Source organism: Streptomyces sp. NPDC050732 (assembly GCF_040654255.1).
GTDB lineage: Bacteria > Actinomycetota > Actinomycetes > Streptomycetales > Streptomycetaceae > Streptomyces.
In genome coordinates this window covers 168,932-192,252 of record NZ_JBFAHP010000003.1, presented here as the reverse complement: position 1 = coordinate 192,252, position 23,321 = coordinate 168,932, and the positions used below count along the sequence as shown (strand labels likewise).

General features: G+C 71.9%; 24 protein-coding genes. 8 read left to right on the top strand and 16 right to left on the bottom strand.

What is annotated here, in order from left to right; genetic code table 11:
* Positions 1-135 precede the first annotated feature (135 nt).
* On the top strand, positions 136-1,326 hold the full coding sequence (locus tag AB0H82_RS04295) for an MFS transporter (RefSeq protein WP_362988609.1): 1,191 nt from the start codon (positions 136-138) through the stop codon (positions 1,324-1,326).
* Between the two features lie 17 nt (positions 1,327-1,343).
* Here the strand turns inward: AB0H82_RS04295 and AB0H82_RS04290 are convergent, their stop codons facing one another.
* Together AB0H82_RS04290 and AB0H82_RS04285 are read right to left on the bottom strand one after the other, a co-directional pair.
* Complete coding sequence (locus AB0H82_RS04290) at positions 1,344-1,676, bottom strand: type II toxin-antitoxin system PemK/MazF family toxin (protein ID WP_362988608.1); 333 nt, start codon at positions 1,674-1,676, stop codon at positions 1,344-1,346.
* Positions 1,677-1,853: 177 nt separating this feature from the next.
* On the bottom strand, positions 1,854-2,159 hold the full coding sequence (locus AB0H82_RS04285; RefSeq protein WP_362988606.1) for a DUF1330 domain-containing protein: 306 nt from the start codon (positions 2,157-2,159) through the stop codon (positions 1,854-1,856).
* A 188-nt stretch (positions 2,160-2,347) separates the two neighbouring features.
* Between AB0H82_RS04285 and AB0H82_RS04280 the strand changes: the two genes are divergently transcribed.
* A complete protein-coding gene (locus AB0H82_RS04280; RefSeq protein WP_362988604.1) occupies positions 2,348-3,250 on the top strand; it encodes a LysR family transcriptional regulator in 903 nt (300 codons plus the stop codon).
* 74 nt (positions 3,251-3,324) lie between these two features.
* Here the strand turns inward: AB0H82_RS04280 and AB0H82_RS04275 are convergent, their stop codons facing one another.
* Together AB0H82_RS04275 and AB0H82_RS04270 are read right to left on the bottom strand one after the other, a co-directional pair.
* Complete coding sequence (locus tag AB0H82_RS04275) at positions 3,325-4,281, bottom strand: DUF4232 domain-containing protein (RefSeq protein ID WP_362988602.1); 957 nt, start codon at positions 4,279-4,281, stop codon at positions 3,325-3,327.
* A 46-nt stretch (positions 4,282-4,327) separates the two neighbouring features.
* Positions 4,328-4,831 carry a MarR family transcriptional regulator gene (locus AB0H82_RS04270; RefSeq protein WP_362988600.1) on the bottom strand — a complete coding sequence of 168 codons (504 nt, stop codon included), beginning with the start codon at positions 4,829-4,831 and terminating at the stop codon, positions 4,328-4,330.
* A gap of 259 nt (positions 4,832-5,090) precedes the next feature.
* On the opposite strand from AB0H82_RS04270, the gene AB0H82_RS04265 reads away from it, so the two are divergent.
* On the top strand, positions 5,091-5,915 hold the full coding sequence (locus AB0H82_RS04265; protein ID WP_362988598.1) for an SDR family NAD(P)-dependent oxidoreductase: 825 nt from the start codon (positions 5,091-5,093) through the stop codon (positions 5,913-5,915).
* 156 nt (positions 5,916-6,071) lie between these two features.
* Here the strand turns inward: AB0H82_RS04265 and AB0H82_RS04260 are convergent, their stop codons facing one another.
* The 6 genes from AB0H82_RS04260 to AB0H82_RS04235 form a co-directional block, all read right to left on the bottom strand.
* On the bottom strand, positions 6,072-6,431 hold the full coding sequence (locus AB0H82_RS04260) for a hypothetical protein (protein ID WP_362988596.1): 360 nt from the start codon (positions 6,429-6,431) through the stop codon (positions 6,072-6,074).
* A 93-nt stretch (positions 6,432-6,524) separates the two neighbouring features.
* Complete coding sequence (dctA, locus tag AB0H82_RS04255) at positions 6,525-7,976, bottom strand: C4-dicarboxylate transporter DctA (RefSeq protein WP_362988594.1); 1,452 nt, start codon at positions 7,974-7,976, stop codon at positions 6,525-6,527.
* Positions 7,977-8,103: 127 nt separating this feature from the next.
* Positions 8,104-9,162, bottom strand: a complete 1,059-nt coding sequence (locus AB0H82_RS04250) for a tartrate dehydrogenase (RefSeq protein ID WP_362988592.1) — start codon at positions 9,160-9,162, stop codon at positions 8,104-8,106.
* A gap of 91 nt (positions 9,163-9,253) precedes the next feature.
* Positions 9,254-10,156 carry a LysR substrate-binding domain-containing protein gene (locus AB0H82_RS04245; RefSeq protein ID WP_362988590.1) on the bottom strand — a complete coding sequence of 301 codons (903 nt, stop codon included), beginning with the start codon at positions 10,154-10,156 and terminating at the stop codon, positions 9,254-9,256.
* A 178-nt stretch (positions 10,157-10,334) separates the two neighbouring features.
* The gene (locus tag AB0H82_RS04240) at positions 10,335-11,180 is read right to left on the bottom strand and encodes an SDR family oxidoreductase (RefSeq protein WP_362988588.1); all 846 of its coding nucleotides are present in this window, start codon (positions 11,178-11,180) and stop codon (positions 10,335-10,337) included.
* A 99-nt stretch (positions 11,181-11,279) separates the two neighbouring features.
* Complete coding sequence (locus AB0H82_RS04235; protein WP_362988837.1) at positions 11,280-11,801, bottom strand: rhodanese-like domain-containing protein; 522 nt, start codon at positions 11,799-11,801, stop codon at positions 11,280-11,282.
* A gap of 532 nt (positions 11,802-12,333) precedes the next feature.
* Here AB0H82_RS04235 and AB0H82_RS04230 point away from each other — a divergent pair.
* From AB0H82_RS04230 to AB0H82_RS04220, 3 genes are all read left to right on the top strand, one after another.
* The gene (locus tag AB0H82_RS04230) at positions 12,334-13,071 is read left to right on the top strand and encodes a trypsin-like serine protease (RefSeq protein ID WP_362988586.1); all 738 of its coding nucleotides are present in this window, start codon (positions 12,334-12,336) and stop codon (positions 13,069-13,071) included.
* A gap of 121 nt (positions 13,072-13,192) precedes the next feature.
* On the top strand, positions 13,193-13,639 hold the full coding sequence (locus AB0H82_RS04225) for an Lrp/AsnC family transcriptional regulator (RefSeq protein ID WP_362988584.1): 447 nt from the start codon (positions 13,193-13,195) through the stop codon (positions 13,637-13,639).
* 131 nt (positions 13,640-13,770) lie between these two features.
* Positions 13,771-14,448, top strand: a complete 678-nt coding sequence (locus AB0H82_RS04220; RefSeq protein ID WP_362988582.1) for a hypothetical protein — start codon at positions 13,771-13,773, stop codon at positions 14,446-14,448.
* Between the two features lie 74 nt (positions 14,449-14,522).
* Here the strand turns inward: AB0H82_RS04220 and AB0H82_RS04215 are convergent, their stop codons facing one another.
* The 4 genes from AB0H82_RS04215 to AB0H82_RS04200 form a co-directional block, all read right to left on the bottom strand.
* Entirely contained in the window at positions 14,523-15,071 is a 549-nt protein-coding gene (locus AB0H82_RS04215; protein ID WP_362988580.1) for a YciI family protein, read from the bottom strand.
* Between the two features lie 60 nt (positions 15,072-15,131).
* The gene (locus AB0H82_RS04210; protein ID WP_362988578.1) at positions 15,132-18,224 is read right to left on the bottom strand and encodes an SMC family ATPase; all 3,093 of its coding nucleotides are present in this window, start codon (positions 18,222-18,224) and stop codon (positions 15,132-15,134) included.
* Positions 18,221-19,384, bottom strand: a complete 1,164-nt coding sequence (locus AB0H82_RS04205; RefSeq protein WP_362988577.1) for an exonuclease SbcCD subunit D — start codon at positions 19,382-19,384, stop codon at positions 18,221-18,223. Before AB0H82_RS04205 ends, AB0H82_RS04210 begins: the two co-directional genes overlap by 4 nt.
* 71 nt (positions 19,385-19,455) lie before the next feature.
* Positions 19,456-20,082 carry a YigZ family protein gene (locus AB0H82_RS04200; protein WP_362988575.1) on the bottom strand — a complete coding sequence of 209 codons (627 nt, stop codon included), beginning with the start codon at positions 20,080-20,082 and terminating at the stop codon, positions 19,456-19,458.
* Between the two features lie 160 nt (positions 20,083-20,242).
* Here AB0H82_RS04200 and AB0H82_RS04195 point away from each other — a divergent pair, with 160 nt between their 5' ends.
* Positions 20,243-20,896, top strand: coding sequence for a 4'-phosphopantetheinyl transferase superfamily protein (locus AB0H82_RS04195; RefSeq protein ID WP_362988835.1), 654 nt, complete (start codon positions 20,243-20,245; stop codon positions 20,894-20,896).
* A gap of 109 nt (positions 20,897-21,005) precedes the next feature.
* Here AB0H82_RS04195 and AB0H82_RS04190 read toward each other — a convergent pair whose 3' ends face one another.
* Positions 21,006-21,698 carry a transcriptional regulator gene (locus AB0H82_RS04190; RefSeq protein ID WP_362988573.1) on the bottom strand — a complete coding sequence of 231 codons (693 nt, stop codon included), beginning with the start codon at positions 21,696-21,698 and terminating at the stop codon, positions 21,006-21,008.
* 149 nt (positions 21,699-21,847) lie between these two features.
* Here AB0H82_RS04190 and AB0H82_RS04185 point away from each other — a divergent pair, with 149 nt between their 5' ends.
* Positions 21,848-22,303, top strand: coding sequence for a TerB family tellurite resistance protein (locus AB0H82_RS04185; RefSeq protein ID WP_362988570.1), 456 nt, complete (start codon positions 21,848-21,850; stop codon positions 22,301-22,303).
* Between the two features lie 84 nt (positions 22,304-22,387).
* Here AB0H82_RS04185 and AB0H82_RS04180 read toward each other — a convergent pair whose 3' ends face one another.
* Positions 22,388-23,320 carry a M56 family metallopeptidase gene (locus AB0H82_RS04180; protein ID WP_362988568.1) on the bottom strand — a complete coding sequence of 311 codons (933 nt, stop codon included), beginning with the start codon at positions 23,318-23,320 and terminating at the stop codon, positions 22,388-22,390.
* Position 23,321: the final 1 nt, after the last annotated feature.

Here is a 23,321-nt window from a genome sequence, read left to right as displayed (position 1 = left end):
ACAAGCGTGCCACGGCGCGCCAGGACGATCGCGACTCGCCCAGACCGGGCCCGGACGGAGCTGACAATGACACCCACCCCTCCGGGCCGAGCCGGCGGCAGGAACCCGGAAATCATCGCGATACTCGGCGCGTTCGTGCTCAACGGCGCACTGCTCGGCTCATGGGCCCCTCGGGTACCGGCGCTGGCCGCACAGATCGGTGCCAAGGAAGGGGCGCTGGGGCTGTCCCTGCTCGGTGCCAGCGTGGGCATGATCGCCGCTTCGCTTCTCGCCGGCCGGCTGTGCGCCGCCTTCGGGGCTCGCGTCGTGATGACGGTGTCCGGCGTCGCCGGCTCCGCGCTGCTTCCGGCGCTGGGGCTGGCGAGGTCGCCCGCGACGCTCGGCCTGCTGCTGATCGCACTCGGCGCCATGGTCGGCGGGATGGACGTGGCGATGAACGTGTCCGGCGTGACCGCGACCCGGCGGACCGGACGGGCGATCATGCCGCTGTTCCACGCGGCCTTCAGCGTCGGCACGCTGGCCGGTTCGGTCAGCGCAGCGGTCGCGGCCGGACAAGGGCTGGCCCCCAGCCGCCACTTCACCATCGTCGCGGTGATCTGCGGCGGCGTCACCATCGCCATTGCCCGCTGGATCCCCGTCGAGGAACGGCTGAGGGTACCCGCGGAGGGCGGGCACACCGGACGGGCGCCGTTCAGGCGGCCGGCGCTGTGGCTGCTCGGCGGCGTGGCACTGTGCGCCTCGATAGCCGAAGGAGCGACCGCGGACTGGTCGGCACTGTTCGGTGTGCAGGAGCGTGGTCTCAGCGAGGCCACCGGCGCCCTGATCTACTCGTGCTTCTCGATCACCATGGCGGCCACCCGCCTGTGCGGTGAGGCGATCCAGCGTCGCTGGGGCGCACCGCGCATGCTCATCGGGGGTGCGGCGATCGGCGGGCTCGGGCTGGCCACCGCAGTGGTCGCACCGTCGCCGGCGCTCACCTTCGCCGGCTTCGCCGTCGCTGGTGTCGGTCTCGCGTACGCCTCCCCCGTCGTCATGGAGTTGAGCGGTTCGGCCGGGCGACGGGCCGACGGGGGCGGCGGTGAGCGCGAGGTCGCGTTCGCGACGACCATCGCCTACAGCGGATTCTTGCTCGGCCCCCCGATGGTGGGCGGGATCGCCGAACTGACCAGCCTTCCGCTCGCACTTGGCGCTGTCGCGGTGCTCGTGCTGCTGATCGGCCCGCTGACCCTGGCCGCAGGCTCCTTCCGGCGCCGGGAGTTGTCGTCGGCCGAGGAATCAGCGACACATCAGGACCGAACCACTGCGAGCCGACGCAAGATGGGCTGATCTGCTTCCTTCTCCGCCTACCCGAGTCCACCGAGACGGAGGGCGTTCTCGATCTCGCTGAGTTTCGCGGAGGACAGAACGCCCGCTCGCTCGATCAGGTCGTCCCGGGACACGGTGGTCAGCCACGTGCACGGGGTAAAGCCCGGACGCGGCAACGCGAACCGCAGCACGCCTTCAAAGGGCAGTCCTTCCACGGCGCCTATTGCCACTTCGACGCCCAGACCGGTGATGTCGACACCCGCCCGAGCGACGACCTGCATCACCCGTATCCCGGACGCGTCATCTCCTGACAGCAGCACGACCGGCCGCCGCTCGTCGAACTCAACCCACCAGACTTCGCCACGTCGCACATGTCCTCCTGACACAGGAACGGCGGGCGGACGCCGCGCCACCCCGCCGCGCTGTGATCACGCGGTGGCCGCAGGTCACACCGTAGACCCCCACCCTGACCCGGGAGTCGTCGGCTGCGGATCCGCCGTAACCGCAGCAACGGCGAACTCGCCTACAGCGATGGCTGGGCCCGCCGGTCAGTCGATGCCGTCGATGATGCGGAAGTCGCGCACGACGCCATCAGGAAGGGCCGCCAGCGCCTTCTGGTATGCCTCGCTCTCGTAGGCCGCGACGGCCTGTTCAAAGCTGTCGAACTCGATCAGAACGACGCGTTGCGTAATGCCGGCCTTGTGGGCGACGACTCGACCGCCACGGGACGGGATCCGGGACAGGGTGCGCCCGCCCCCAGCCTGGACAGCCGGACCGGCCAGCTTGTCGTAGGCAGTCAGCCCCTCGGGGTCGGAAATGGCGGGGTAGACACTGACCCAGTAGCCCTTGGCCACGGAAACCTCCTCTATTCGGCCGGACACGTCCGACTTCGAATTGGCACTCAAATCGATCGATCCCGGAGACCGGCGCTTCGGCCGGCTGAATCGTCATATGCGCAGGCTAGGGCTTGATATGCGGTCGAGGGAAAGACCGGTACGGGATAGGCTCAGAACGGATCGTTATCAATCGGCGGGGAGGGCACGTGGCGCCGGACACGGTGAGCCTGCGGTATTTCCTGGTGCTGGCGCAGGAGTTGAACTTCACCCGCGCTGCCGCACGAATCGGTATCGCTCAGCCCGCACTCAGCGCCCGAATGCGGCGATTGGAGGCCGAACTCGGTACGGCCCTGCTGGTCCGCAGCACCCGTAGCGTCGCATTGACCACGGCCGGTGCCGCGTTGGCGGAGTCCGCGCCGTCCGCGCTCGCGGCGCTGGACCGGGCATGGGACACCGCCCGGAGCGCGGCGGCCGGTGAACTGGGCACGCTGCGCATCGGATACAGCCTCAGCGCCGGCGCCGAGACGGCACCGGCCCTGGTGGACAGGCTGATTCGCGGCAACAGCGGACTTGAGGTCGGCGCGGTCCCGATGGCGACACCGGAGATCTCCCCCGCGGTCGCCGACGGCCGCATCGATGCCGGGATCACCCGCGGTGAACAGCCGGGCCAGGGTGTACGCCGGTACCTGCTGCGACGAGCGCGCATCGGGGTCCAGCTGGCGCAGCACCACCCGCTGGCCGGACACCCGGAGATCGAGATCGCCGACGCGGCCGCGTATCCGCTGCGCCTCCCGGACCGTGCGGCCAACCCCGTGATCCACGATCAGCTGTCCGCACTGTTCCGAGACACCCGACCGCACCCCCGGTTCCACACGCCCGCCGTCTCTTTCGACATGTCCCAGCGCGACCTGCGCGACGGCGTCACCCTCGCCCCGGCCGGAGAAGCCGCGACCACGGCACAACCGGCCGGCCTCACCTGGCGACCGCTGCGGGGCGCGCCCAGCCTGACGATCCACCTGGTCCTCCCACGCGAGCAGTCGCCGCTGCACCGCCGCATCCGTGCCGTCGCCAAAACCCTGGCGCACGAGCTGCACTGGCTGCCGGACTGACGCCCAGCAGCTGTGAGGCTGCCGGGGACGACTCCGCGGTCAAGAACGCTGTCGCGCGGACCATCGGACAGCCCCTAGGGCTCCGCCTTCTGCCACGGTTTGACCCCGAGCTTTCCGGTGGTTCCGAGGTCCAGGTTCGGAGTCACTGTCACGGGAGCAGCGCCGGCCTGCGCCCGGACCCGCACGTACGGGACGTTCACCGGCGTACCGGACTGGGTGGTGTTGCGCCACACCAAGCCGGCGGTTGCCGATTCGCCGGGGCCGAGCGTGACAGGCCGGGGTTGCTCGTCGGGCCCGGCAGCGGTAGTGATCTCGCCACTGCCGTCGAGGATCCTGACGCCGTGGACCGGCTTGCGGTCCACGTCCAGGAGCTCCAGCAGCGGGTAGCCCTCGACGGTGTAGGGCCGCTTGCCACAGTTTTCGAGGTGCAGGCCGACGACGCGCAGCCCCATCGCCGCGTCGCCCCGATCGGCGCTGACACGGATCCCGGAGGCCGGGCATGTGCCCGCCTCGGCCGGCGCCTCACCAGCGGGGACTTTGGTGACTTCGAGCACCTTGGCCCGGGTCACCCGCGGCGTGGTGGGTGGGAGCACTCCGGCCCGGACCGTGCCCCTCACGGTCTTACCGGGGCCGACGTCGCGCACGGTCGCGGTTTGGTTGGCCATGGCCCCGCCGTCACGGTCCATGAAGGTGAAGATGATCGAGTACGTCAGGGTCTCGGCACCCTCATTGGTGACCTCGTAGGCGGCAGAGACGCCCGAGTCCGAGCCAAGGCCGTCGGCGGAGACAGGGGAACTACCGGTGGGCGCGGGGGAAGTTGACGCGAAAGTCAACGAGGTGACGCGTACGCCGTCCTTGCCCGGGTCGTCGACCTGCGCGGAAGACGACGGAACGGCCGTACTCGTGTCGGAGTGCCCTGCGTCCGCGCGCTCCGTCCCGCACGCAGTAAGCAACAGAGCCATCGCGGCGAAGGACACGGGTAAGGCCGCAGCCGCGGTGAGGGGCGGGCGGAGAGAAGCCGATCTGCTCATTCGGCCATCTCATCAGACCGCAAGGAGTTCTACGAGCTTCGCCGGCTCAGGGCCCTTGTGAGCTGTAGGCGCTGAGGTTGGTTTCGACCTGGCCCAGCAGGGCCAGCAGCTGCTGCCGCTGGGCCTCGTCAAGGCCGGCGAGGCTTTCCTGTTCCAGGGTGCTCCAGGCCCGGTCCACCTCGGCCAGCATGCAGGCGCCGGAGTCCGAGGGCTCCACCAGCACGGCCCGCCCGTCCGACGGGTCCGGCAGGCGTCGTACGTGTCCGGCCTGTTCCATCCGCTGGAGCGTCTTGGTGAGGGTGGAGGGCTCGACGCCGAGCAGCCGGACCAGGTCCGACTGGCGGAGGACCGGCCCGCTCTCCCACAGGTGCATCATCACCAGCTCCTGCCCCGGGTACAGCCCGAGATCGCGCAGCAGGGCCGCGGCCACCGTGCGGTGCAGCCGGGCCACCCGGCACAGCGCAAGGCTGACCGGCCCGCCACCGGTGGCAGCGGGCCGCGCGGCGAGCCCGGCAGCCTCCGTGGTCGCCGGCTCCTTGGTGGGCTTCATCACTGCTTCCGCGCCTCTCCGACCGTCCGCCCTTGGGGCACCGGAGGGTGTCCCGGCCACCCACTTTACTTGGTCGGCTAAGGATTGATGTACGGTGAATCCCGCCGAACTAGTTAGCCGACTAACTATTTACTTGGTCGGCTACCTATCCCTGTCGCGTGCCGTCGCTTTCCTGTGTGTTCCTGCGCGTTCCTGTCGCGCCGGGCGGTCGGCGGTCACCGCGCAGGCAGGGATCGATTCACTTTCTGGGAGCACCTCCATGAGCAAGATCTGGTTCATCACCGGCTCGTCCCGCGGCTTCGGCCGCCAGTTCGTCGAAGCGGCCCTCTCCCGTGGGGACAAGGTCGCGGCCACCGCCCGCGACACCGCCGCACTCGCGGACCTCGTCACCGCCTACGAAGACGCCATCCTGCCGATGGCGCTCGACGTGACGGACCGGAGCGAGGTCTTCGCCGCTGTCGAACGCGCCCACGCGCACTTCGGCCGCCTCGACGTCGTCGTGAACAACGCCGGATACGCCCTGTTCGGCATGGTCGAGGAGGTGAGCGAGGAGCAGATCCGCGACCAGTTCGAGACCAACTTCTTCGGCACCCTGTGGGTGACGCAGGCCGCCCTGCCGTTCCTGCGCGCCCAGGGCAGCGGCCACATCGTCCAGATCTCCTCCTTCGGCGGCGTCGCACCCTGGCCCAACATGGGCGGCTACCACGCCTCGAAGTGGGCCCTGGAAGGCCTCACCGACACCCTGGCCCAGGAAGTCGCCGGGTCCGGCATCAAGGTCACTCTCGTCGAGCCCAACAACTTCGCCACCGACGCGGCGGGAACCTCCGGCGCTCACGCCCAGCCCCTGCCCGCCTACGACGACGTACGCGCCGCGACGGTCGCCGCGTTCAGCGGCGCCCCGGCCGGTGACCCCGCCGCGGCCGGCCCGGCACTGCTGAAGATCGTCGACGCCGAGAACCCGCCGCTGCGGGTCTTCTTCGGCAGCGCTTCCCTCCCGGTCGTCAGCCAGGTCTACGCCGAGCGGCTCAAGACCTGGAACGACTGGGCCGAGGTGTCCGCCCTGGCCGAGGGCGCGCAGGCCTGACACGACACAACACCGTGCGGGTCGCGCGAGCATCGTGCGGATCGCACACCGCCGTAACTGGCGGCCGGGGCCCACGAAGCGCCGGCCGCCACGTTCTGGCAGACCTGGTCGCCGGCCGGTACCCCGCTCCCCCGCTCACCCGAGCAGGCCGCTCGGTCAGCCGGTGTAGGACCAGGACCAGAAGGCAAGGCCGGTGACAACCGGGCAAGCCACAACTCCCGCCAGGAATAGGCGGCTTGCCCACGGCAGACGGCGGATGCCGGGAGCGAACACCAGGGCGGTCAGGGCTGCGGCAGCACCGGCGACGATCACCACGTACTGCAGGACGAAGGCGCCGACGTCAACACCCTCCGCCGCACCCCAGAGTGCGACCAGACCCACGAGCAACGTGATCCAGGCCAGCGATGCCAGAGTGAGCGCCCACAGCACGCCTGCCACCACGAGGAGACCCCTGTGCCCGGAGCGCGGTGCGAGCTGAGCGGGGCCGTACAAGCGCGCGTAGGTGCCGGGGTTCATCGTCGAGTCCTTCCGTGATCGGTGTGCACGATCCTCGCCCCGTCCGCCCCGCCGCGGCATGGGCACGGATACTCATCTGCTCGTGGCCCGTACTCAGCCGTGGCTACTGCGGGAGGGCCCGGGTGTCGGGGTTGGTGGCCAGGCTTTCGTCGGCAGTTGCGCCGGCGGGTCGGCTGCTGTCTGTTCCTGCGCGGGCGGGGGTTGTTCCTGCGTGGGCAGGGGCTGGGGGGTCGGGTTCCCGGTGTGCAGAACTCTGTTGACGTGGGCGGTGTCGAGGGCGTTTTCCCAGCGGGCGACGACGAGGGTGGCGACCGCGTTGCCGGCGAGGTTGGTCAGGGCGCGGCATTCGGACATGAACTTGTCGATGCCGAAGACGAGCATGATGCCGGCGGCGGGAACGGTGCCGACGGTGGTGAGCGTGGCGGCGAGAGCGATGAACCCGGCGCCGGTGATGCCACCGGATCCCTTGGAGGTGAGGATCATGACGGCCAGCAGGCCGAGCTGCTGGCCGATGCTCAGGGGGGTGTCGGTGGCCTGGGCGATGTAGATGGCGGCCAGGGAGAGGTAGATGGAACTGCCGTCGAGGTTGAAGGAGTAGCCGGTGGGAACGGTCAGGCCGACGATGTCGCGACGGATACCGAGCCCTTCGAGTTTCTGCATCAGCCGGGGCAGGGCACTCTCGGAGGACGAGGTGCCGAGGACCAGGACGAACTCCTCGCGCAGGTGGCGCAGCAGCCGGAAGATGTTGATCCTGAGTGCGGCGGTCACCGCACCGAGGACGACGATCACGAAGAACGCCGAGGTGCCGTAGAACAGCCCGATGAGCCGGCCGAGGCTGGTCAGGGTGGAGAAGCCGTACGTGCCGATGGTGAAGGCCATCGCGCCGAAGGCGCCCACGGGCGCGGCCAGCATGACGTAGTGCAGGATCTTGAAGACGACGGCGCTCAGGCGCTGGACGCCGTCGACGAGAGGCTCGCCGACGGGCCCGACGGCCTTGAGGGCGATGCCGAAGAGGACCGAGAAGAAGATGACCTGAAGGATGTTGCCCTCGGCGAAGGCGCCGACGGCGCTGGAGGGCACCAGGTCGGTCAGGAAGTGCCACCAGGACCGGCCTTCGGCGTCCTTGACGTACTGACCGGCCTCTCCCGTCGGCTGGAGGTCGCCGGGGTGGGCGTGGACGCCGGCTCCGGGCTGGAAGACGTTGACCGCGACGAGGCCGATGAGCAGGGCGGCGAGGGTGCCCGCCTGGAAGTACAGCAGGGACTTCAGACCGACCCGGCCCACCCGGCCGAGGCTGTCGACGCCACCGATGCCGGCCACGATGGTCACGAACACGATCGGCGTGATCAGCATCTTGATCGCGGCGACGAAGGTGGTGCCCACGGGTTCCATCGCGGTGCCGGCCGAGGGCCACAGCCAGCCGGTGAGGACACCGGTGACGATGGCGGTCAGGACCCAGAAGTACAGCTGCCGGTACCACGGCTTCCTGGCCGCTTCGGCCGGGGACGGTGCGGGGACTGCGGGCGGCGGGGCGGATGCTGCCATGGCGTTTCTCCTCGTCGCGGAACGGGGGCGCAACCGGGACGCGGAAGCACCCTCCGGGGGGCGGTCCTCGGGGGGGAACGGGAGGGCCGGTGGGCGAGCGCGGCTCAGGAGCGAAAGGGGCGCGGGCTCAGAGGAGTTCGAGGAGCTTGTCGGTGAACTCGGCCGTGGAGGCGGTGCCGCCCAGGTCTTGGGTGCGTACGTCGGTCTTGGCCAGGACCGCGGCGATCGCATCGGTGATGTCCCTGGCCGCTTCCGGGTGGCCGAGGTGGTCGAGCATCATGGCGGCCGACCAGATCGCGCCCAGCGGGTTGGCGATGCCCCGGCCCGCGATGTCGGGGGCGGAGCCGTGAACCGGCTCGAACATCGAGGGGAACTCCCGCTCGGGGTTGAGGTTGGCCGCGGGGGCGACACCGATGGACCCGGCCACCGCGGCGGCGAGGTCACTGAGGATGTCTCCGAAGAGGTTGGAGCCGACGACGACGTCGAAGCGGGCCGGTTCGAGGACGAACTTGGCCGCGAGCGCGTCGATGTGCTCCTGGTCCCAGCTGACCCGCGGGAACGAGGCGGCCCGCGCGGCGACGAGTTCGTCCCAGAACGGCATGGTGTGCACGATGCCGTTCGACTTGGTGGCCGAGGTCAGCCGGCCCTTGCGCTGCCCGGCGAGCGTGAACGCGTAGTCCAGCAGCCGCGTGACGCCGGTCCGGGTGAACACGGCCTCCTGTACGGCCATCTCGTCCGGGAATCCCCGGTTGAGCCGCCCGCCGACCTCGCTGTACTCACCTTCCACGTTCTCCCGGACGACGACGAAGTCGACCTCGCCGGCCCGCGCCCCCCGCACCGGGCTGTCGATGCCCTCGAAGACTCGGATGGGCCGCAGGTTGACGTACTGGCGGAAGCCCCGGCGGATCGGGATCAGCAGCCCCCACAGCGAGACGTGGTCGGGCACCCCGGGATGGCCCACCGCGCCCAGCAGGATGGCGTCCTTGTCGCGCAGTTGGGCGAGGCCGTCGGCGGGCATCATGGCGCCCTCGCGCAGATACCGCTCGCACGACCAGTCGTCGTAGGACGTATAGGAAAGGGTGAAGCCGTGCCGGCGGCCGAGGATGTCGAGTACCTGCTGAGCGGGGGGCAGTACTTCGGTGCCGATGCCGTCACCGGGGATGAGGGCGATGCGGTGGTTCGTCATGCCTTCGATTCCAGCAACGTGCCCGGGCAGACGTCCAAGACCGAAACCGGATCTCCCTTATAGCGACCGCCTATCAGTCAGCGACCGCCTGTCAGTCAGCAGCCGCCTGCGAGTCAGTGCCGGTGGGGACGGCCATCCCCCAGAAGGCGGCGGCCGCCGGGGACAGGACACCCCGGCGGCCGATCAGTGCAATCTTCAGCGCGGTCGCGGGTTCGATGTCCAGCACCTCGGCCCCCGTCCGCCGGGCGATCTCCCGCCAGGAATCCGTCACGACCGCGAGCCCGACCCCGGCCAGCACCAGAGGCAGCAACGCGACCCGGTGCTCCGTCTCCGCCGCCACACTGAAGTCGATGCCCTGGTCACGCAGGGAGTCGACGTACGCCCGCATCCCCGTCCCGGGCTGTCCCACGATCAACCGCTGACCGGCCAGTTCCTCGCACGCCACCGCTTCCCGGCCGGCGAAGGGCCCGCCCAGCGGTACGACCAGCACGAACCGCTGCTCCCCCAGCACGTGCGCGCGGACCTCCGTGTCCGGCACCCTCCCGGCCGTCGCCAGCAGGCCGAGCTCCGCGGCCCCTGTCCGCACCGCGCCGACGACGTCCCGAGCCGTGAAGACGGCCCGGACCGCCACGGTCACGCCCGGATGACGCCGGGCGAAGGAACGGATCAACGACGTCAGAGGCTCGACGGCCTGGGACGGCATCGACGCCACATCGAGGCGGCCCTCCCGCAGTTCGTGCACGGACGCCACGCTCGCCCTGGCAACCTCCAGGCTCCGCACCGCCGCACGGGCCGGTTCGATCAACGCCCGGCCTGCGTCCGTCAGCACCGCGCGGCGCCCGATCCGATGGAACAGCTCCGTACCCAGGTCACGCTCCAGCGCACGAACAGCCTGCGACAACGACGGCTGCGACACATACAGCGCCGAAGCGGCCCGGTTGAAACCCCCGCGGTCGACGACGGCCAGGAAGTACTCCAACTGCCGGACATCCATGACTTCGGTCTTCGATCTTCAGTCTTCGGTCTTCGGTCTTCGGTCTGCACTGGCCAGGGAGGTGCCCTCCGCTGCGGGGCCCAGCCTGTGGGATCAGCATGCCGCCCGGCTCGGGTGAGGCCAAACTCCACTGCTCAGGACGGATTCCGGGTGTTGGTCGTCGTCGCGACGCGGGATGTCAGCGGCGACAGCCGCCCTCCGAGTCGATGACCTGCCCGGTGATCCACTCGGCCTCGTCCGTGGCGAGCCACGCGATGAGCCGGGCCGGGTCGTCCGGCATGCCCCACCGGCCGGCGGGGAACCGTGCGGCGATCGCGTCGTACGCGTCGCCGGTGAGGTAACCCGTGTCCACGGGGCCCGGGTTGACGCAGTTCACGGTGGTGGCGAGGTCGGCGAGCGCGGTGGCGAGCGTGCGGGTCGCCGACGCCAGCGCGCCTTTCTGCAGGCTGTACGCGATCTCGTCCGGCATGCCGCCCGCGATGTCCTGCCCCGACGTCATCATCACGACACGGCCGCCGGGGGTACGGTCCGGCAACCGCGCACGCAGCCGGGCGTACGCCTGGACGAGGAGGATCACGGAGCGGGTGTCGACCGCCCAGTGCGCGTCGAGCATCGCCGCGTCGATCGCGTCGAGTGGTCCGTCGCTGCCGCTCAGCGCGTGGTTGGCGACGAGGATGTCGATCCGGCCGCCGAGCGCGTCGGCGGCCGTGTCGATCAGGCGGGCCGGGGCGTCGGTCTCCGTCAGGTCACCAGGCCCCGCGTGGACGGGCGCGTCCGGGTCGCCGAGCGCTTCGCGCACCCCGGCGACGACGGCCTCCGGGGAGTCGGCGCCCCAGGGCATCGCCGCGTCGTGCGGGACGTGGTGGTGCAGATAGACCCCGGCGCCGTACGCGGCGAGCCGCCGGGCGACGGCGTATCCGATGCCGCCGCGTCGGCTGGCCCCGGTGACAAGCGCGGTGCGTCCGCGCAACGGCAGTGGGTCGCGGCGGAGTTGTGCGGGTGAGGGCTGCGGCAGGTGAGGCATGACAGACCATGGTGGACTCGCGGGCGCCGACGCGCACGCGGATTTTTCGCGGCCTTTTCGGCCCCCGGGCGCGCGAACGGGGTGGACGGGTGCGGCCGGTCAGCAGCCGCAGTCGACGGCTCCGGCGTCGACCGGCGCGGTGAGCGCGTCAGGAGCCTGCCGCTCGCGGCCCTCCCACGTCTCGTACGCGAATCCCTCGCGCACCCAGTACTCGAAGCCGCCCAGCATCTCCTTTACCTGGAAGCCGAGTTGGGCGAGGGCGAGGGCCGCGCGGGTGGCGCCGTTGCAGCCGGGTCCCCAGCAGTAGGTGACGACCGGCACCGACGTGTCGAGGAGCGCCTGCGCCTGCTCGGGGATGAGGGCGGTCGGCAGGTGGACGGCGCCGGGGATGTGTCCCTGGTCCCAGGAGGCGGTGGAGCGGGTGTCGACCACCAAGAAGCCCGGGTCGCCCCCGGCGGCGAGTGCGGAGGCCACGTCGGAGACGTCGGCGTGGAAGGCCAGACTGGCGCCGAAGTACGCGGCGGCTGCCGCCGGTGAGGCGGGAGGCACGCGCAGGACCGGGTTTCCGCCACCCTGGTTTCCGCCCGGATTACCCCCTGCAGCGGCGAAGGCCCCAGCCATGGCAGCCGGAGCGGGCGAAGGGGCGCTGAGCTGCGTGTTCGTGTTGTTCATGGCGAAAAATCTACGGGCGGCGGCGGGAAGTCTGAAGCGCCGAAGCCCGGCGTTCCGCCGGTGACGCCGTTGAATCCCCGGCAGATCGCGAGTATCGCGCGGGTTACGCGGGGTGGCTGCTCGGGCGAGTTCAACAGGGTTGTCGTGAAAGGGCGTTGCCAGGGCCGAGCCCTCTCCGCCGAGAATGCCGAGAAAGGTCCGGACCAGAAGTCGGTCCGGACCAGAAACCGGTTTGATCATGCGGTGGGCCGCAAGCCCACCCATGACACCGCGGCGACGCCGAGCGACCCGAAGGGCGCCGTCGCACAGGAAGCCCCGCCAGCCTCTTGCGCCGCACACAACTCCTCTGCCAGATTCACCTCTGCCACACATGGCATGCACGCGACAGAAGAACCCGCCTTCCGAGCGTGCCCTCGGGCTGCATACCTATGCGGTCCTGTCCTCATCCAGGACGCTGCACCCCCACACAATGGAGACGAACATGCGTATATCCAGACTCGTCCCCGCGCTCGCGGCCACCGCCCTCGCCGTTCTGGGGCTCGCCCCCACGGCAGTGGCCCAGACCGCGGCCCGCGCGGACGCCCCCGCCGTGGCATCCAGCAACGGACCCCAGCCGATCATCGGCGGCGGTTACGCCAGCAACGCGCCCTGGGCCGCCAGGCTCTTCTCCAACGGCCGGCAGACCTGTAGCGCCACGATCATCGCCCCGACCTGGATCCTCACCGCGAAGCACTGCGTCAGCGGCGGCGGCCTCTCCTTCCGCATCGGCAGCCTCGACCAGACGTCCGGCGGCACCACGGCCAACGGCATCAGCATCAGGAACCACCCGTCCTCGGACCTGTCCCTGGTCCAGCTGGACCGCTCCGTGGCGGGCACCTACGCGCGCCTCGGCAGCCCGGGCTCCGTGTCGGTGGGCCAGACCGTGCAGGTGTACGGCTGGGGAGCGACCTCCCAGTGCGGCTCCGAGATCAACTGCCAGTCCCGGCTCCTGAAGGTCGCCAACGTCGTGGTGACCGGCGGCTGCCGTGACGCCTACCAGGGCCAGGCCATCTGCGCCCGGCGCGGCGACGGCATCACCGCGGGCGGCGACTCGGGCGGCCCGATGATGGCCAACGGTGTGCAGGTCGGCGTCGCCTCCACCAGTGACCGCCAGACCACGACCGCGTACACGAACGTGACGGCGTACCGCTCCTGGATCCAGAGCATCGCGGGCGTCTGACACCCGCGCCGACACCTGCGCCGAGACCTGCACTGCCATCTGCACTGACATCTGCACTCGGGTGCAAACAATCCCCGGCCGCCTCTTGAACGGCCGGGGATTTCCCTGTTACCTCTCGGGGATGACCGGATATTCCACGGACGCCACCGACTGGCGCATACTCGACGTCCTCCAGCGGGAGGGCCGCGCCAGCTACGCCGAGTTGGCGCGCGCCGTCTCGATGTCCGCGAGCGCCGTGACCGAACGCGTACGGCGCCTGGAGGAGGCGGGTGTGATACAGGGGTACGCGGCGGTGGTGGACCCGGACCGGCTCGGCCTGCCGATCCTCGCGTTCGTCCGGCTCCGCTACCCGAACGGCAACTACAAGCCTTTCCACGACCTGGTCGAGGCGACCCCGGAGATCCTGGAGGCCCATCACGTCACGGGCGACGACTGCTTCGTCATCAAGGTCGCCGCCCGCTCGATGCAGCACCTGGAAGAGGTGTCGGGCAGGATCGGCTCACTCGGCTCGGTGACGACCAGCGTCGTCTACTCCTCCCCGCTGCCCCGCAGACCACTGGGACGCTGACCGCGACGCGAACCGGGCGCGGACGACCGGCCGACCGGCCGATGACATGCCTCATGGGCGCCGAGAGGAGAGCGTGGTAACGTCGCTCTCTTCTCCGGTCCCCGGCCGGACGGAGTCCAGTCAGGCATCCCATGACCGACCCGCACCAGCGCCTCCAGAACGCCCTCGACGCCCTGGACGTCGCCTTCGCCCCGCTCTCCGACCTGCCGTTCCCGGTGAGCGGCTGCACCTACTGCTACGCCGAGTCCGATCTCGAAGCCGTTGCCGGGCCCGTGCACCTGGTGCCGGAAGACCTGATCCCGTACGTCGCCCACGAAGCCACGAACCACTGGGACGACTTCCCCGGCCTGTACCGAAGACTGACGCCCCGTATCGTGCGGGCGCTGACCGAGGGCCAACTCCTCCACGACATGGTCGCCTCCCGCTTCCTCGCCGCGGGCTGGCGGGACTGGCCCGCGCCCGAGCGAGCGGCCCTGGAGGAGGTCTGGCACGCCTGGTGGCGCTCGGCCCTGCACACGCACCCCGACACCACGAACATCCGTGACGTACTGGAAACGCTCTCGGTCACCACGGGCACCCTGACCCCCTGGCTGACCGAGTGGGGGGCGACCCGCACCGAGACGTCCGACCGACACCTCGCGGACGCCCTCGACACCTGGCTCATCGAGGACGACATCGCCGACCTGCAACTCGGCTTCTACGACGAGGTGTACGCCGCACCCGAACTGCTGCGCTGGCTCTGCTCCCTGGAGCGGGGCCGCATCAACGCCGCCCAGCTCAGGGAGATCGAGCGCATCGTGTGCGGCTGAAAGAACGCCTCCCCTCGGGCTCTGTTCGCCGGCGCACCGGCGGTGCGGCCGACCCGAACGCCTCCTCCGGTTCATCACGACCGCCCTCCGAACTGCCAGTTGTGGACCTCGATGTCGGCGTACCGGTCCGGGGTCAGGACGGTCCGTGCCGTGTCCGGGTCCGGCGCCCTGACCAACGCCGCCGTCCCCAGCCAGACGGCTCCGCTGTCGGACAGCAGCGGTCCGTAGGCGATCAGCTCGTCCCGGCCGGGCGGCACCGCGACATCGGCGGCGTGGCCCGTGCCGAGGCCGAGCACCAGGTACCGGTTGCCGCCGGTCCGGCCGCCGGGAAAGTCCCACATGGTGCGCCCCAGCACGTTGCGCCACCGCCGCAGCAGCACATCCCGGTAGACACCGGCCTGGTAGTTCGGCTCGTCGAAGGCGAACGCGCGGGCAGCGGCGGGATCGGGCAGGTCGACGATGTGCAGGCTTCCGGTGGGTGTGTCACCGTCGTCGGAGAAGGTCGGGCCCCGGGCGATCATCTCCTTCGCGTACCGGTCCATATAGGACCAGTGCTCTTCAAGCAGCTCGTCGCGCAGCGGTAGGGAGCCGGGCCGGTCGCGGTGATAGCAGAGGAACTCCATGCCAGAGGATCTCTTCCGCAGGCGGCCAGGTCCAGCGGTTCCCCACGAAGGCCTGAGCCCTCAGATCGCACCTCGCTGCCGCACGGTCGACCCAGCCCGCCCCTTCACCACCTCCAACTGCGCGTGCACGCGGCGTCGCAGGTCAGCGACGTGGCTGACGATGCCCACGCTGCGGTCCCGCTCGCGCAGCGAGTCCAGGACGTCGAGGACCTCGTCGAGGGTCTGGTCGTCGAGGCTGCCGAAGCCCTCGTCGATGAAGAGGGTGTCGAGTCGGACACCGCCCGCCTCGTCCGTGACCACGTCGGCGAGGCCCAGTGCGAGGGCGAGCGAGGCGAAGAACGTCTCCCCGCCCGACAGGGTCGCCGTGTCGCGTTCGCGGCCCGTCCAGGCGTCGACGACGTGCAGGCCGAGGCCCGAACGGCCGCGGCCCGTGCGGTCGTCGGAGTGCACGAGGGTGTAGCGCCCGGACGACATGCGTCGCAGTCGTACGGTCGCGGCCGCGGCCACCTGTTCCAGGCGGGCGGCGAGCACGTACGACTCCAGGCGCATGCGGCGTTCGTTGTCCGCCGAGGTGCCCGCGGTGAGTCCCGCGAGCCGGGCCACCCGGTCGTACGCGGCCCGCAGGGGGGCCAGCTTGCGCATCGTGGCGAGCGAGCGGGCGGAGAGCCGGTCCAGTTCGGCGCAGCGCCGTGCGGCGGCGTCCCGCGCGGAGGCGGCGTCCCGCAGGCGCCGGCCCGCCACCTCGGCCGCGGCCTGCGCGGTCGCGAGGTCGGCTGGTGACTGCTGCGCGGCGGCGGCCGTGTCCGGCTCGGCGAGGACGGAGCGCACCGCCGCTTCTTCGTTCCGCCAGGCGTCGATGCGGTGCTGGAGCTCGCGGTACCGGGCATCGTCGAGCAGGGCGGCCGCCGCTGCCGTCGGCGTGTCGAACCCGGCGCGGAAGGCCGCGTCGGCGAGTCGCGCGTCGGCATCCTTCAGGCGCTCGGCGGTGTCGTCGGCGGTGCGGACGGCGTCGGCGGCCTCGGTGAGCAGCGCGGCCTGCCGCTCCAGCTGGGCGGCGCGTGCGGCGACGCTGTCCGCGGTGCCCCGCGCGCGGGTCAACTCCGCTTCGAGCGCCTGCTGTTCGCGTTCCAGCGCGTCCCGCAGCGTCGTGCGGGACGCGGCGCGCCGGGCGGCCTCCTGCTGCTCGGTGAGCCTGCGGTCGTACTCGCGCTCCGCCTGCGCCAGCGCCTCCCGGGCGGCGTGCAGACCGGACGCACGGTCTCGGGCCTCTGCGTATGCCTGCCGCAACTCTTCGACGGCCGCGGCGAGTTCGTCGACCGTGGAGTGGGCGTCGGGGGCCGGCTGCCTGGAGTCGGTCCTTCCGGCGGCGGTCGCCTCGTCCGGTTCCGTCACCGGGCCGCCTCTGGCGGCGGCCGTCGCCGCGGCCAGGGATTCGCGTACGTCTCCGAGAGCGCGCTCGGCGGCGGCGCGGGCCTCGTCCGCGCGGCGGTGCTCGGCGAGGGCGGCCTCCTCGGTGTGGCGGTCCACGTGCCCGGCGATCTTCCGGGCAGGAGCGGGGTGCTCCGTGGCGCCGCACACCGCGCAGGGTTCGCCGTCGGTCAGGTGCGCGGCCAGTTCGGCGGCGATACCGGTGAGGCGTTGCTCCTTGAGGGCGAGCCAGTGTTCGTGCGCGGCGGTGGCGGACTCGCGGGCGGTGAGGGCGCGTTCCTGTGCCGCCGCCGCGTCCTGGGCGAGCCGGTCGCGGCGGCGGGCCGCGTCGAGGCGGGCCTGGGCCGGTTCGAGCCGGCCCGCGAGGCGCTCGGCGCGGGTGGCGGCTTCCTGGGCGGACTCGATGCGCTCCTGGAGCGCGGCCCGGGTCGTCTCCCAGCCGTCGAGCCAGCCGGACGCGTCCTGGAGCAGTTCGTCGTCGGCGCGCTCCTGGCGGTCCAGCGTCGCGCGTTCCGCGCTGATCTCGGTGGTCCGCCGCTCGGCACGCCGGGCCGATGTGAGGCCGCCCAGCTCCTCGGCCGCTGTGCGCGCGGCGGCGGCGAGACCCGCCGCGCCGGAGGAGGCGAACGTCGCGGGCAGCAGGGCACGCGCGCGTGCCTCCGCCTCCGTGGCGCGCCGGTGTTCGGCGTCGACGGTGTCGCGCAGGCCGAGCGCGGGCGCGACCGTCTCGGCCTTGCGGGCCCGTTGCAGACGCTCTTCGAGGTCGCGCTGTTCGTCCACGCGCGCGTGGAGCTGCGCGGCGCGTGACTGCGCTTCGGCGAAGCGGCTCTGCAGCCGGTGCAGTTCGCGTACGTCGCCGAGCCGGCGCTCCGCGGCTGCCTGGGCGGATTCGGCGGCCGTGAGCGCGCGGTCCGCGACGGTGAGGCGCTCCCGCGCGCTCGTGCGGGCGACGGCCGCCCAGGTGAGGACGGCGTCCGCGAGGCCGGGGTCGCCGGGCGCGAGGTCGGGCAGGGGCAGTTCGGCGTCGTGGCCGTCGTCGTCCGCGGCCTGCTGCATGCGGTGCGCGTCGGCGAGGAGCGCCGCGTCCCCGTCCTTGACCTCGGCTTCGGTGGTGCGCCGCTGCTCGGCGAGCCGCTGTTCCACGGCGGCGAACCTGCGCGTGTCGAAGAGCCGTCCGAGCAGCTTGCCCCGCGCCTCGGCGTCCGCGCGCAGGAACCGGGCGAAGTCGCCCTGGGGCAGGAGCACGACCTGGCAGAACTGCTCCTTGCTCATGCCGAGGAGCTGCGTGATCTCCTCGCCGATCTCCTGGTGGGACCGGCTGAGGTCCTTCCAGGCGCCGGGGGTCGCCGCGGCGTCGTACTCGCGCAGCCAGCTCTGTGCCTTCTCCGTGGTGGTGCCCGTGCCGCGCTTCTTGGGGCGCGCCCACGGGGGCTGGCGGGTGATCTCCAAGCGGCGCCCGGCCACGGTGAGTTCGAGGCACACTTCCGTGCGCGTGCCCTGCTGCGCGTGGTCGCTGCGCAGCGTCATGCCCTGCCCGCTGCCCTGCCGGGCGCCCGGTACCGAGCCGTAGAGGGCATAGCACACGGCGTCCAGGACGGAGGTCTTGCCGGCGCCGGTCGGGCCGTGCAGCAGGAAGAGTCCGGCGGCGCTGAGGTCGTCGAAGTCGATGTCCTGGGTGGTGCCGAAGGGCCCGAAGGCGGTGATGCGGAGCCGGTGGAGCCTCATCGGGCGACCTCGTGCAGCGTGGCGTCGGTGCGGACGGCGTCGAACGCCGAACGCAGCACTTCCTGTTCCTCCTCGTCGGGCCCCGCGCCGCGCACATGGGTCACGAAGTCCTCGGCGACCTGCTGGTCGCTGCGGCCCTGGAGGCGCTGGGCGTACGAGACGTCCGGGTCGTCAGGGGCCCGGTCCGGGGCGAAGACGAGGCTGAGGGTGTGCGGGAACCGCTCGCAGAGGCGGGCCATCGGGTCGTCGGGGCGGACCGCGTCGGTGAGGGTGGCCTCGACCCACGCCTCTTCGTGGCGGGCGAGAGCGGGGTCGCCGAGCAGGTCGTCGAGGGTGCCCCTGATGCGGGCGAGCGGGCGCGGCACGGGGCAGTCCACGCGCTCGGCGTCGATCTCCCCTTCGGGGCCGAGGTCGACGAGCCACATACTCTTGTGGTGGTCGGCCTCGGAGAAGGAGTACGGCAGGGGGGAGCCCGAGTAGCGCACGCGCGTGGAGAGGGTCTGGCTGCCGTGCAGGTGGCCGAGGGCTGCGTAGTCCACGCCTTCGAAGACTCCGGCGGGCACGGCGGCGACCCCGCCGACCGTGATGTCCCGCTCGCTTTCGCTGACCTGGCCGCCGCTGACGAAGGCGTGGGCGAGGACGACGGAGCGGGTGCCCGGCGGGCGGGCGGCGAGGTCGGCGCGCACCCGGTCCATGGCGGCACCGAGGACCGCCTCGTGCCCTGCCCTGGCCACTGCGAAGGTGTCCTTGACGAGTGCGGGTTCGAGATAGGGCAGGCCGTAGAACGCCACGTCTCCGTGGCGGTCGGTGAGGATCACGGGCTCCGCGCAGGCGGCCGGGTCGGTGCGCAGGTGGATGCCGGCGCGGTCGATGAGGCCCGCGCCGACGCCGAGGCGGCGCGCCGAGTCGTGGTTTCCGGAGATCATGACCGTCGGCACGCCGAGGTCCGCGAGCCGGTGCAGGGCGTCGTCGAAGAGCTCGACGGCGGCGAGCGGCGGCACCGCCCTGTCGTACACGTCCCCGGCCACCACGACGGCGTCCACGTCACGCTCGCGGACGGTCGCCAGCAGGTGACCGATGAACGCGGCCTGGGCATCGAGCATGTTCACGCGGTGGAACGATCGCCCCAGATGCCAGTCGGACGTGTGCAGAAGCCTCATGATTCCCGAGACTATCGGGCGGGTCGGACATCACGGGTGGCCACTCCCGTAACTCCTCCTGGCCGGGCCCGTCAGGCGTCTCCGTACGCCTCTCCCCCGAGCTCCAGAACGGCGCTGCCCGCGGTGGCGTCGGCCAGCCAGCCGCGGAAGGCGTCCACGTCGGCGTCGGGCAGGCCGATCTCGATCGTCACGGCGTCGCCGTAGCGGACGTCGCGCACCTCGCGGCCCGCCGCCCGCAGATCGTTCTGGACCTTGCCCGCGCGCTGGTGGTCGACGGTGACGGTGGCGAGGCGGAAGCGGCGGCGGGTGACGGTGCCGAGGGTGTCCAGTGCCTCGCCGACGGCTCCTCCGTAGGCGCGGATGAGTCCGCCCGCGCCGAGCTTGACCCCTCCGTAGTAGCGGGTCACGACCGCGGCGACGTACCGCATGTCGCGGCGCATCAGCATCTGCAGCATCGGGACGCCCGCGGTGCCGCCGGGCTCGCCGTCGTCGCTCGCCTTCTGCACGGCGGCGTCGGCCCCGATGACGTACGCGAAACAGTTGTGGCTGGCGGTCGGGTGTTCCTTGCGGACGCGCGCGACGAAGTCCTGGGCCTCCCGCTCGGTGGCCGCGGGTGCCAGGGCGCACAGGAAGCGCGAGCGGTTGATCTCGGTCTCGTGCACGCCCTCGCGGGCCACTGTGCGGTATTCGTCCTGCATCACGCCAGCGTAGGCGCTCCTCGGGGGCCGACCGCGCCGGGAGGGGTGCCGGGTGGCGTAGGCCACAGCACGCGTTCCGGCGCGGGCCGCGCCGGTACCGTGATCCCTCGTGACGTCACCTTCGACAACCGTGCCCCAAGTCCCGGACCCGACGGGCCCCTTGGCATCCCTGCTCACCGGCGTGCCCGTCACCGTCGTCGAGACCCACGACGACCCGGCGGACGCCGTCCTCTTCCCCGAGGAGGAGGCGGTGGTCGCGAACGCGGTGGCCAAGCGCCGCAACGAGTTCACCACCGTGCGGCACTGCGCCCGCACCGCGCTGGCCCGGATCGGTGTGCCGCCCGCGCCGATCCTGCCGGGGCACCGGGGCGCGCCCGGCTGGCCGGCCGGCGTCGTCGGCAGCATGACGCACTGCGCCGGGTACCGCGCGGCGGTCGTGGCCCGCGCGGGCGAGGTGACCTCGCTCGGCATCGACGCGGAGCCCGGCGAGCCGCTGCGCGATCCGGACGTCCTGAACCTGGTGGCCGACGAGACGGAGCGTGCCGCGCTGGCCGCGCTCGGCTCCCGTCACCCGGCCACGCCCTGGGACCGGCTGCTCTTCAGCGCGAAGGAGTCCGTCTACAAGACGTGGTTCCCGCTGACCGGGCGGTGGCTCGGCTTCGAGGAGGCCCGGGTGCAGCTGGAGCCGGACGGCACGTTCACCGCGCGGCTGCTGGTCGAGGGGCCCGTGGTGGCGGGCGTCGAGCTGAAGGTGTTCGCAGGTCAGTGGGTGGTGCGGGACGGGATCGCCGCCACGGCCATCGTGCTGCGCTGACGCCCGGGCGCTCGCTCTCCCCGGCCCGTACTGAGCGGGCCAGGTGTCCGGCACGCGCGCGTGGCGCATGCCCACCAGGTCGCCCGCGCGCGGCGCGGCGGCTCTGCGGCTACGCCTTGCCGCAGCCAGCGGCCGCCCCGTCCCCATCGGCGAGCGTCTTCCAGAACATCTCCTCGTACTGCCCCAGCAGGCGGCCGTAGCGCAGGTGTGCCGTCGTGATCCGGCCCCGGTCGAGGCCGGCCTGCACCGCGGCGAGTGCCTGCCGGTCGAGGTCCGGCGCGGGCTCCGCGAAGAAGTCGAAGAACCCGCAGGCCTCGTCGTCGAAGCCGTAGTGGTCGCGCAGCGCGCGGGCGACGGTGGCGCAACTGGCGCCCCAGACCGCGAAGTTGGCGGTGAGCGCGAGGACGACGTCGGCCGGTTCGCCGTTCAGGGCGAGCCATGCCACGTACGCCGGGTAGGTCTGGCAGCCTGCCTGTGGTTCGTACGTCGCCGCCTCGTTCCTGCTCACCCCGCAGGCGTCGAGCAGCGGGGTGAGGCGTTCCCTGGCGAGGCTCTCGCCGTCGGCGAGGGTGTCGAAGAACGCGGCGGATTCGAGGTCCTTGGCCTCGGCGGCCCGCCTGGTCAGGTGCTGGAAGGAGCGCCGGTCGGCGGGGATGACGTGCCGCTGCTCCAGCGCGAGGACGGCGATCGTCCGCGCCCGCGCCCGGCCGTCGGCGATGCGCGGCACGAGGGGGTGGGCGGTCGGGTCGGGGGCGAGGCGGGCGGCCGTGGTCCGCAGGAGCTCATGTGCCGTCGGAGTCATCACGCGCACCTTCCGCTGGGCGGGAACTTCTCGGCCCGGCTGCTAGTTTCTACTCTGTTGTAGAAATTGGCGGGGGCCCGGACTTGCGCGCAGCGTACCGGGACCGCGTCGGACACCCCTGATTCATCGATACGTTTATGGAGTTCCCCATGGCTCTGTGGGACCGCGTCAAGGAATCCGCATCGACGATGCAGACCCAGCTGATGGCGAAGAAGAACGACCTCAAGAGCGGCGCCTTTCGCGACGCCAGCATGGCGATGTGCGCCCTGGTGGCGGCCGCCGACGGCACCGTGGACCCGTCCGAGCGCCAGCGCGTCGCCCAGCTCATCGGCACGAACGAGGTGTTGCAGAACTTCCCCGCGGACGACCTGCGCCGCCGCTTCGACGCATACGTGGACAAGCTGACCGCGGACTTCGCGTTCGGCAAGGTGAGCGTGCTCCAGGAGGTCGCCAAGGCGAAGAAGAAGCCCGCGGAGGCCCGCGCGGTGATCCAGATAGGCATCGTGATCGGCGGGGCCGACGGCGACTTCGACAAGGACGAGCAGGGCGTGGTGCGCGAGGCGTGCTTCGCGCTCGACCTGCCGCCGCACGAGTTCGACCTCTAGCTCCGGTCACGCCTGCCGGGCCGGCCCCCGCGGCCGGCCCGCCCACGGCGTCGCGGGCCCCTGGCAGGGCTCAAATGGCAGGGCTCAGAGCGGCGTGGCCGCCCGCAGGATGAGGACCATCGTCACGGCGGAGTTCGCCGAGGACATCGCGGACACGGCGGTGCCGACCGCGGCGGACCACAGTGCGAGCCCCACCGCCGTGAACACGGAAGGCCGGGTGCGGGCGGCCGGCGCCGGGGCGAGGAGCGCGGCGACGCGGCGCGGCACCGGTCCCGGCGCCGCGAGGCCCGCGAGGGTCGGCGCGGGCACGCCCCGGGAGACCATGGCCGCCTTGCCGATCGCGCGGGCGACGGTCCGCCGGTCGCGCACCGCGCCGGCCGCCGCCTCGTCGGCCCACCGCTCGGCGGCGTAGGCCACGGAGGTGCGCAGCGGCCGCAGGAAGGGGTTCGCGCGCGCCGCCAGCTGCGTGACGAGCAGGTGCCGGTGGTGCCGTGCGGAAAGGTGGGTCCGCTCGTGGGCGAACAGCGCGCGGCGCTCGGCGGACGCGAGCCGGGCCAGCATGCCCGTGGTGACCACCACACGGCCGCCGGCGCGGGTCGGCAGGGCGTAGGCGTACGACGCCTCGTCGGTGAGTACGGCGACGGAGCCGCCGCGCACCCCTTCGAGAGCGCGGCGCCCCCGGCGTCGTACCCGCGCGTGCCGCCGCAGTGTGCGCGCGCACGCCGCGCACACGGCGAGCAGCGCGGGGATCGCGGCCTTTCCCGCGACCTCGTCATAGGGGACGGCCGCCCGCACCTCGGGGTCGGACCAGCCGTCCGGCAGCGGGTTGCCGGGGAGCTGGGCCGTGCCGACGACCATCAGGAGCGCCAGGCAGAGCGTGCTGCACACGGCCATCACGCCGGCGACGGCGGTGAGCAGCCGGGTCGCGGTGCGCGGGTGGAGGTGCTGCTCGGCGAGGCGGGCGATCGGCCACGCGGTCAGCGGCAGCACGAGGGGCAGGAAGACGAAGACGCCCATC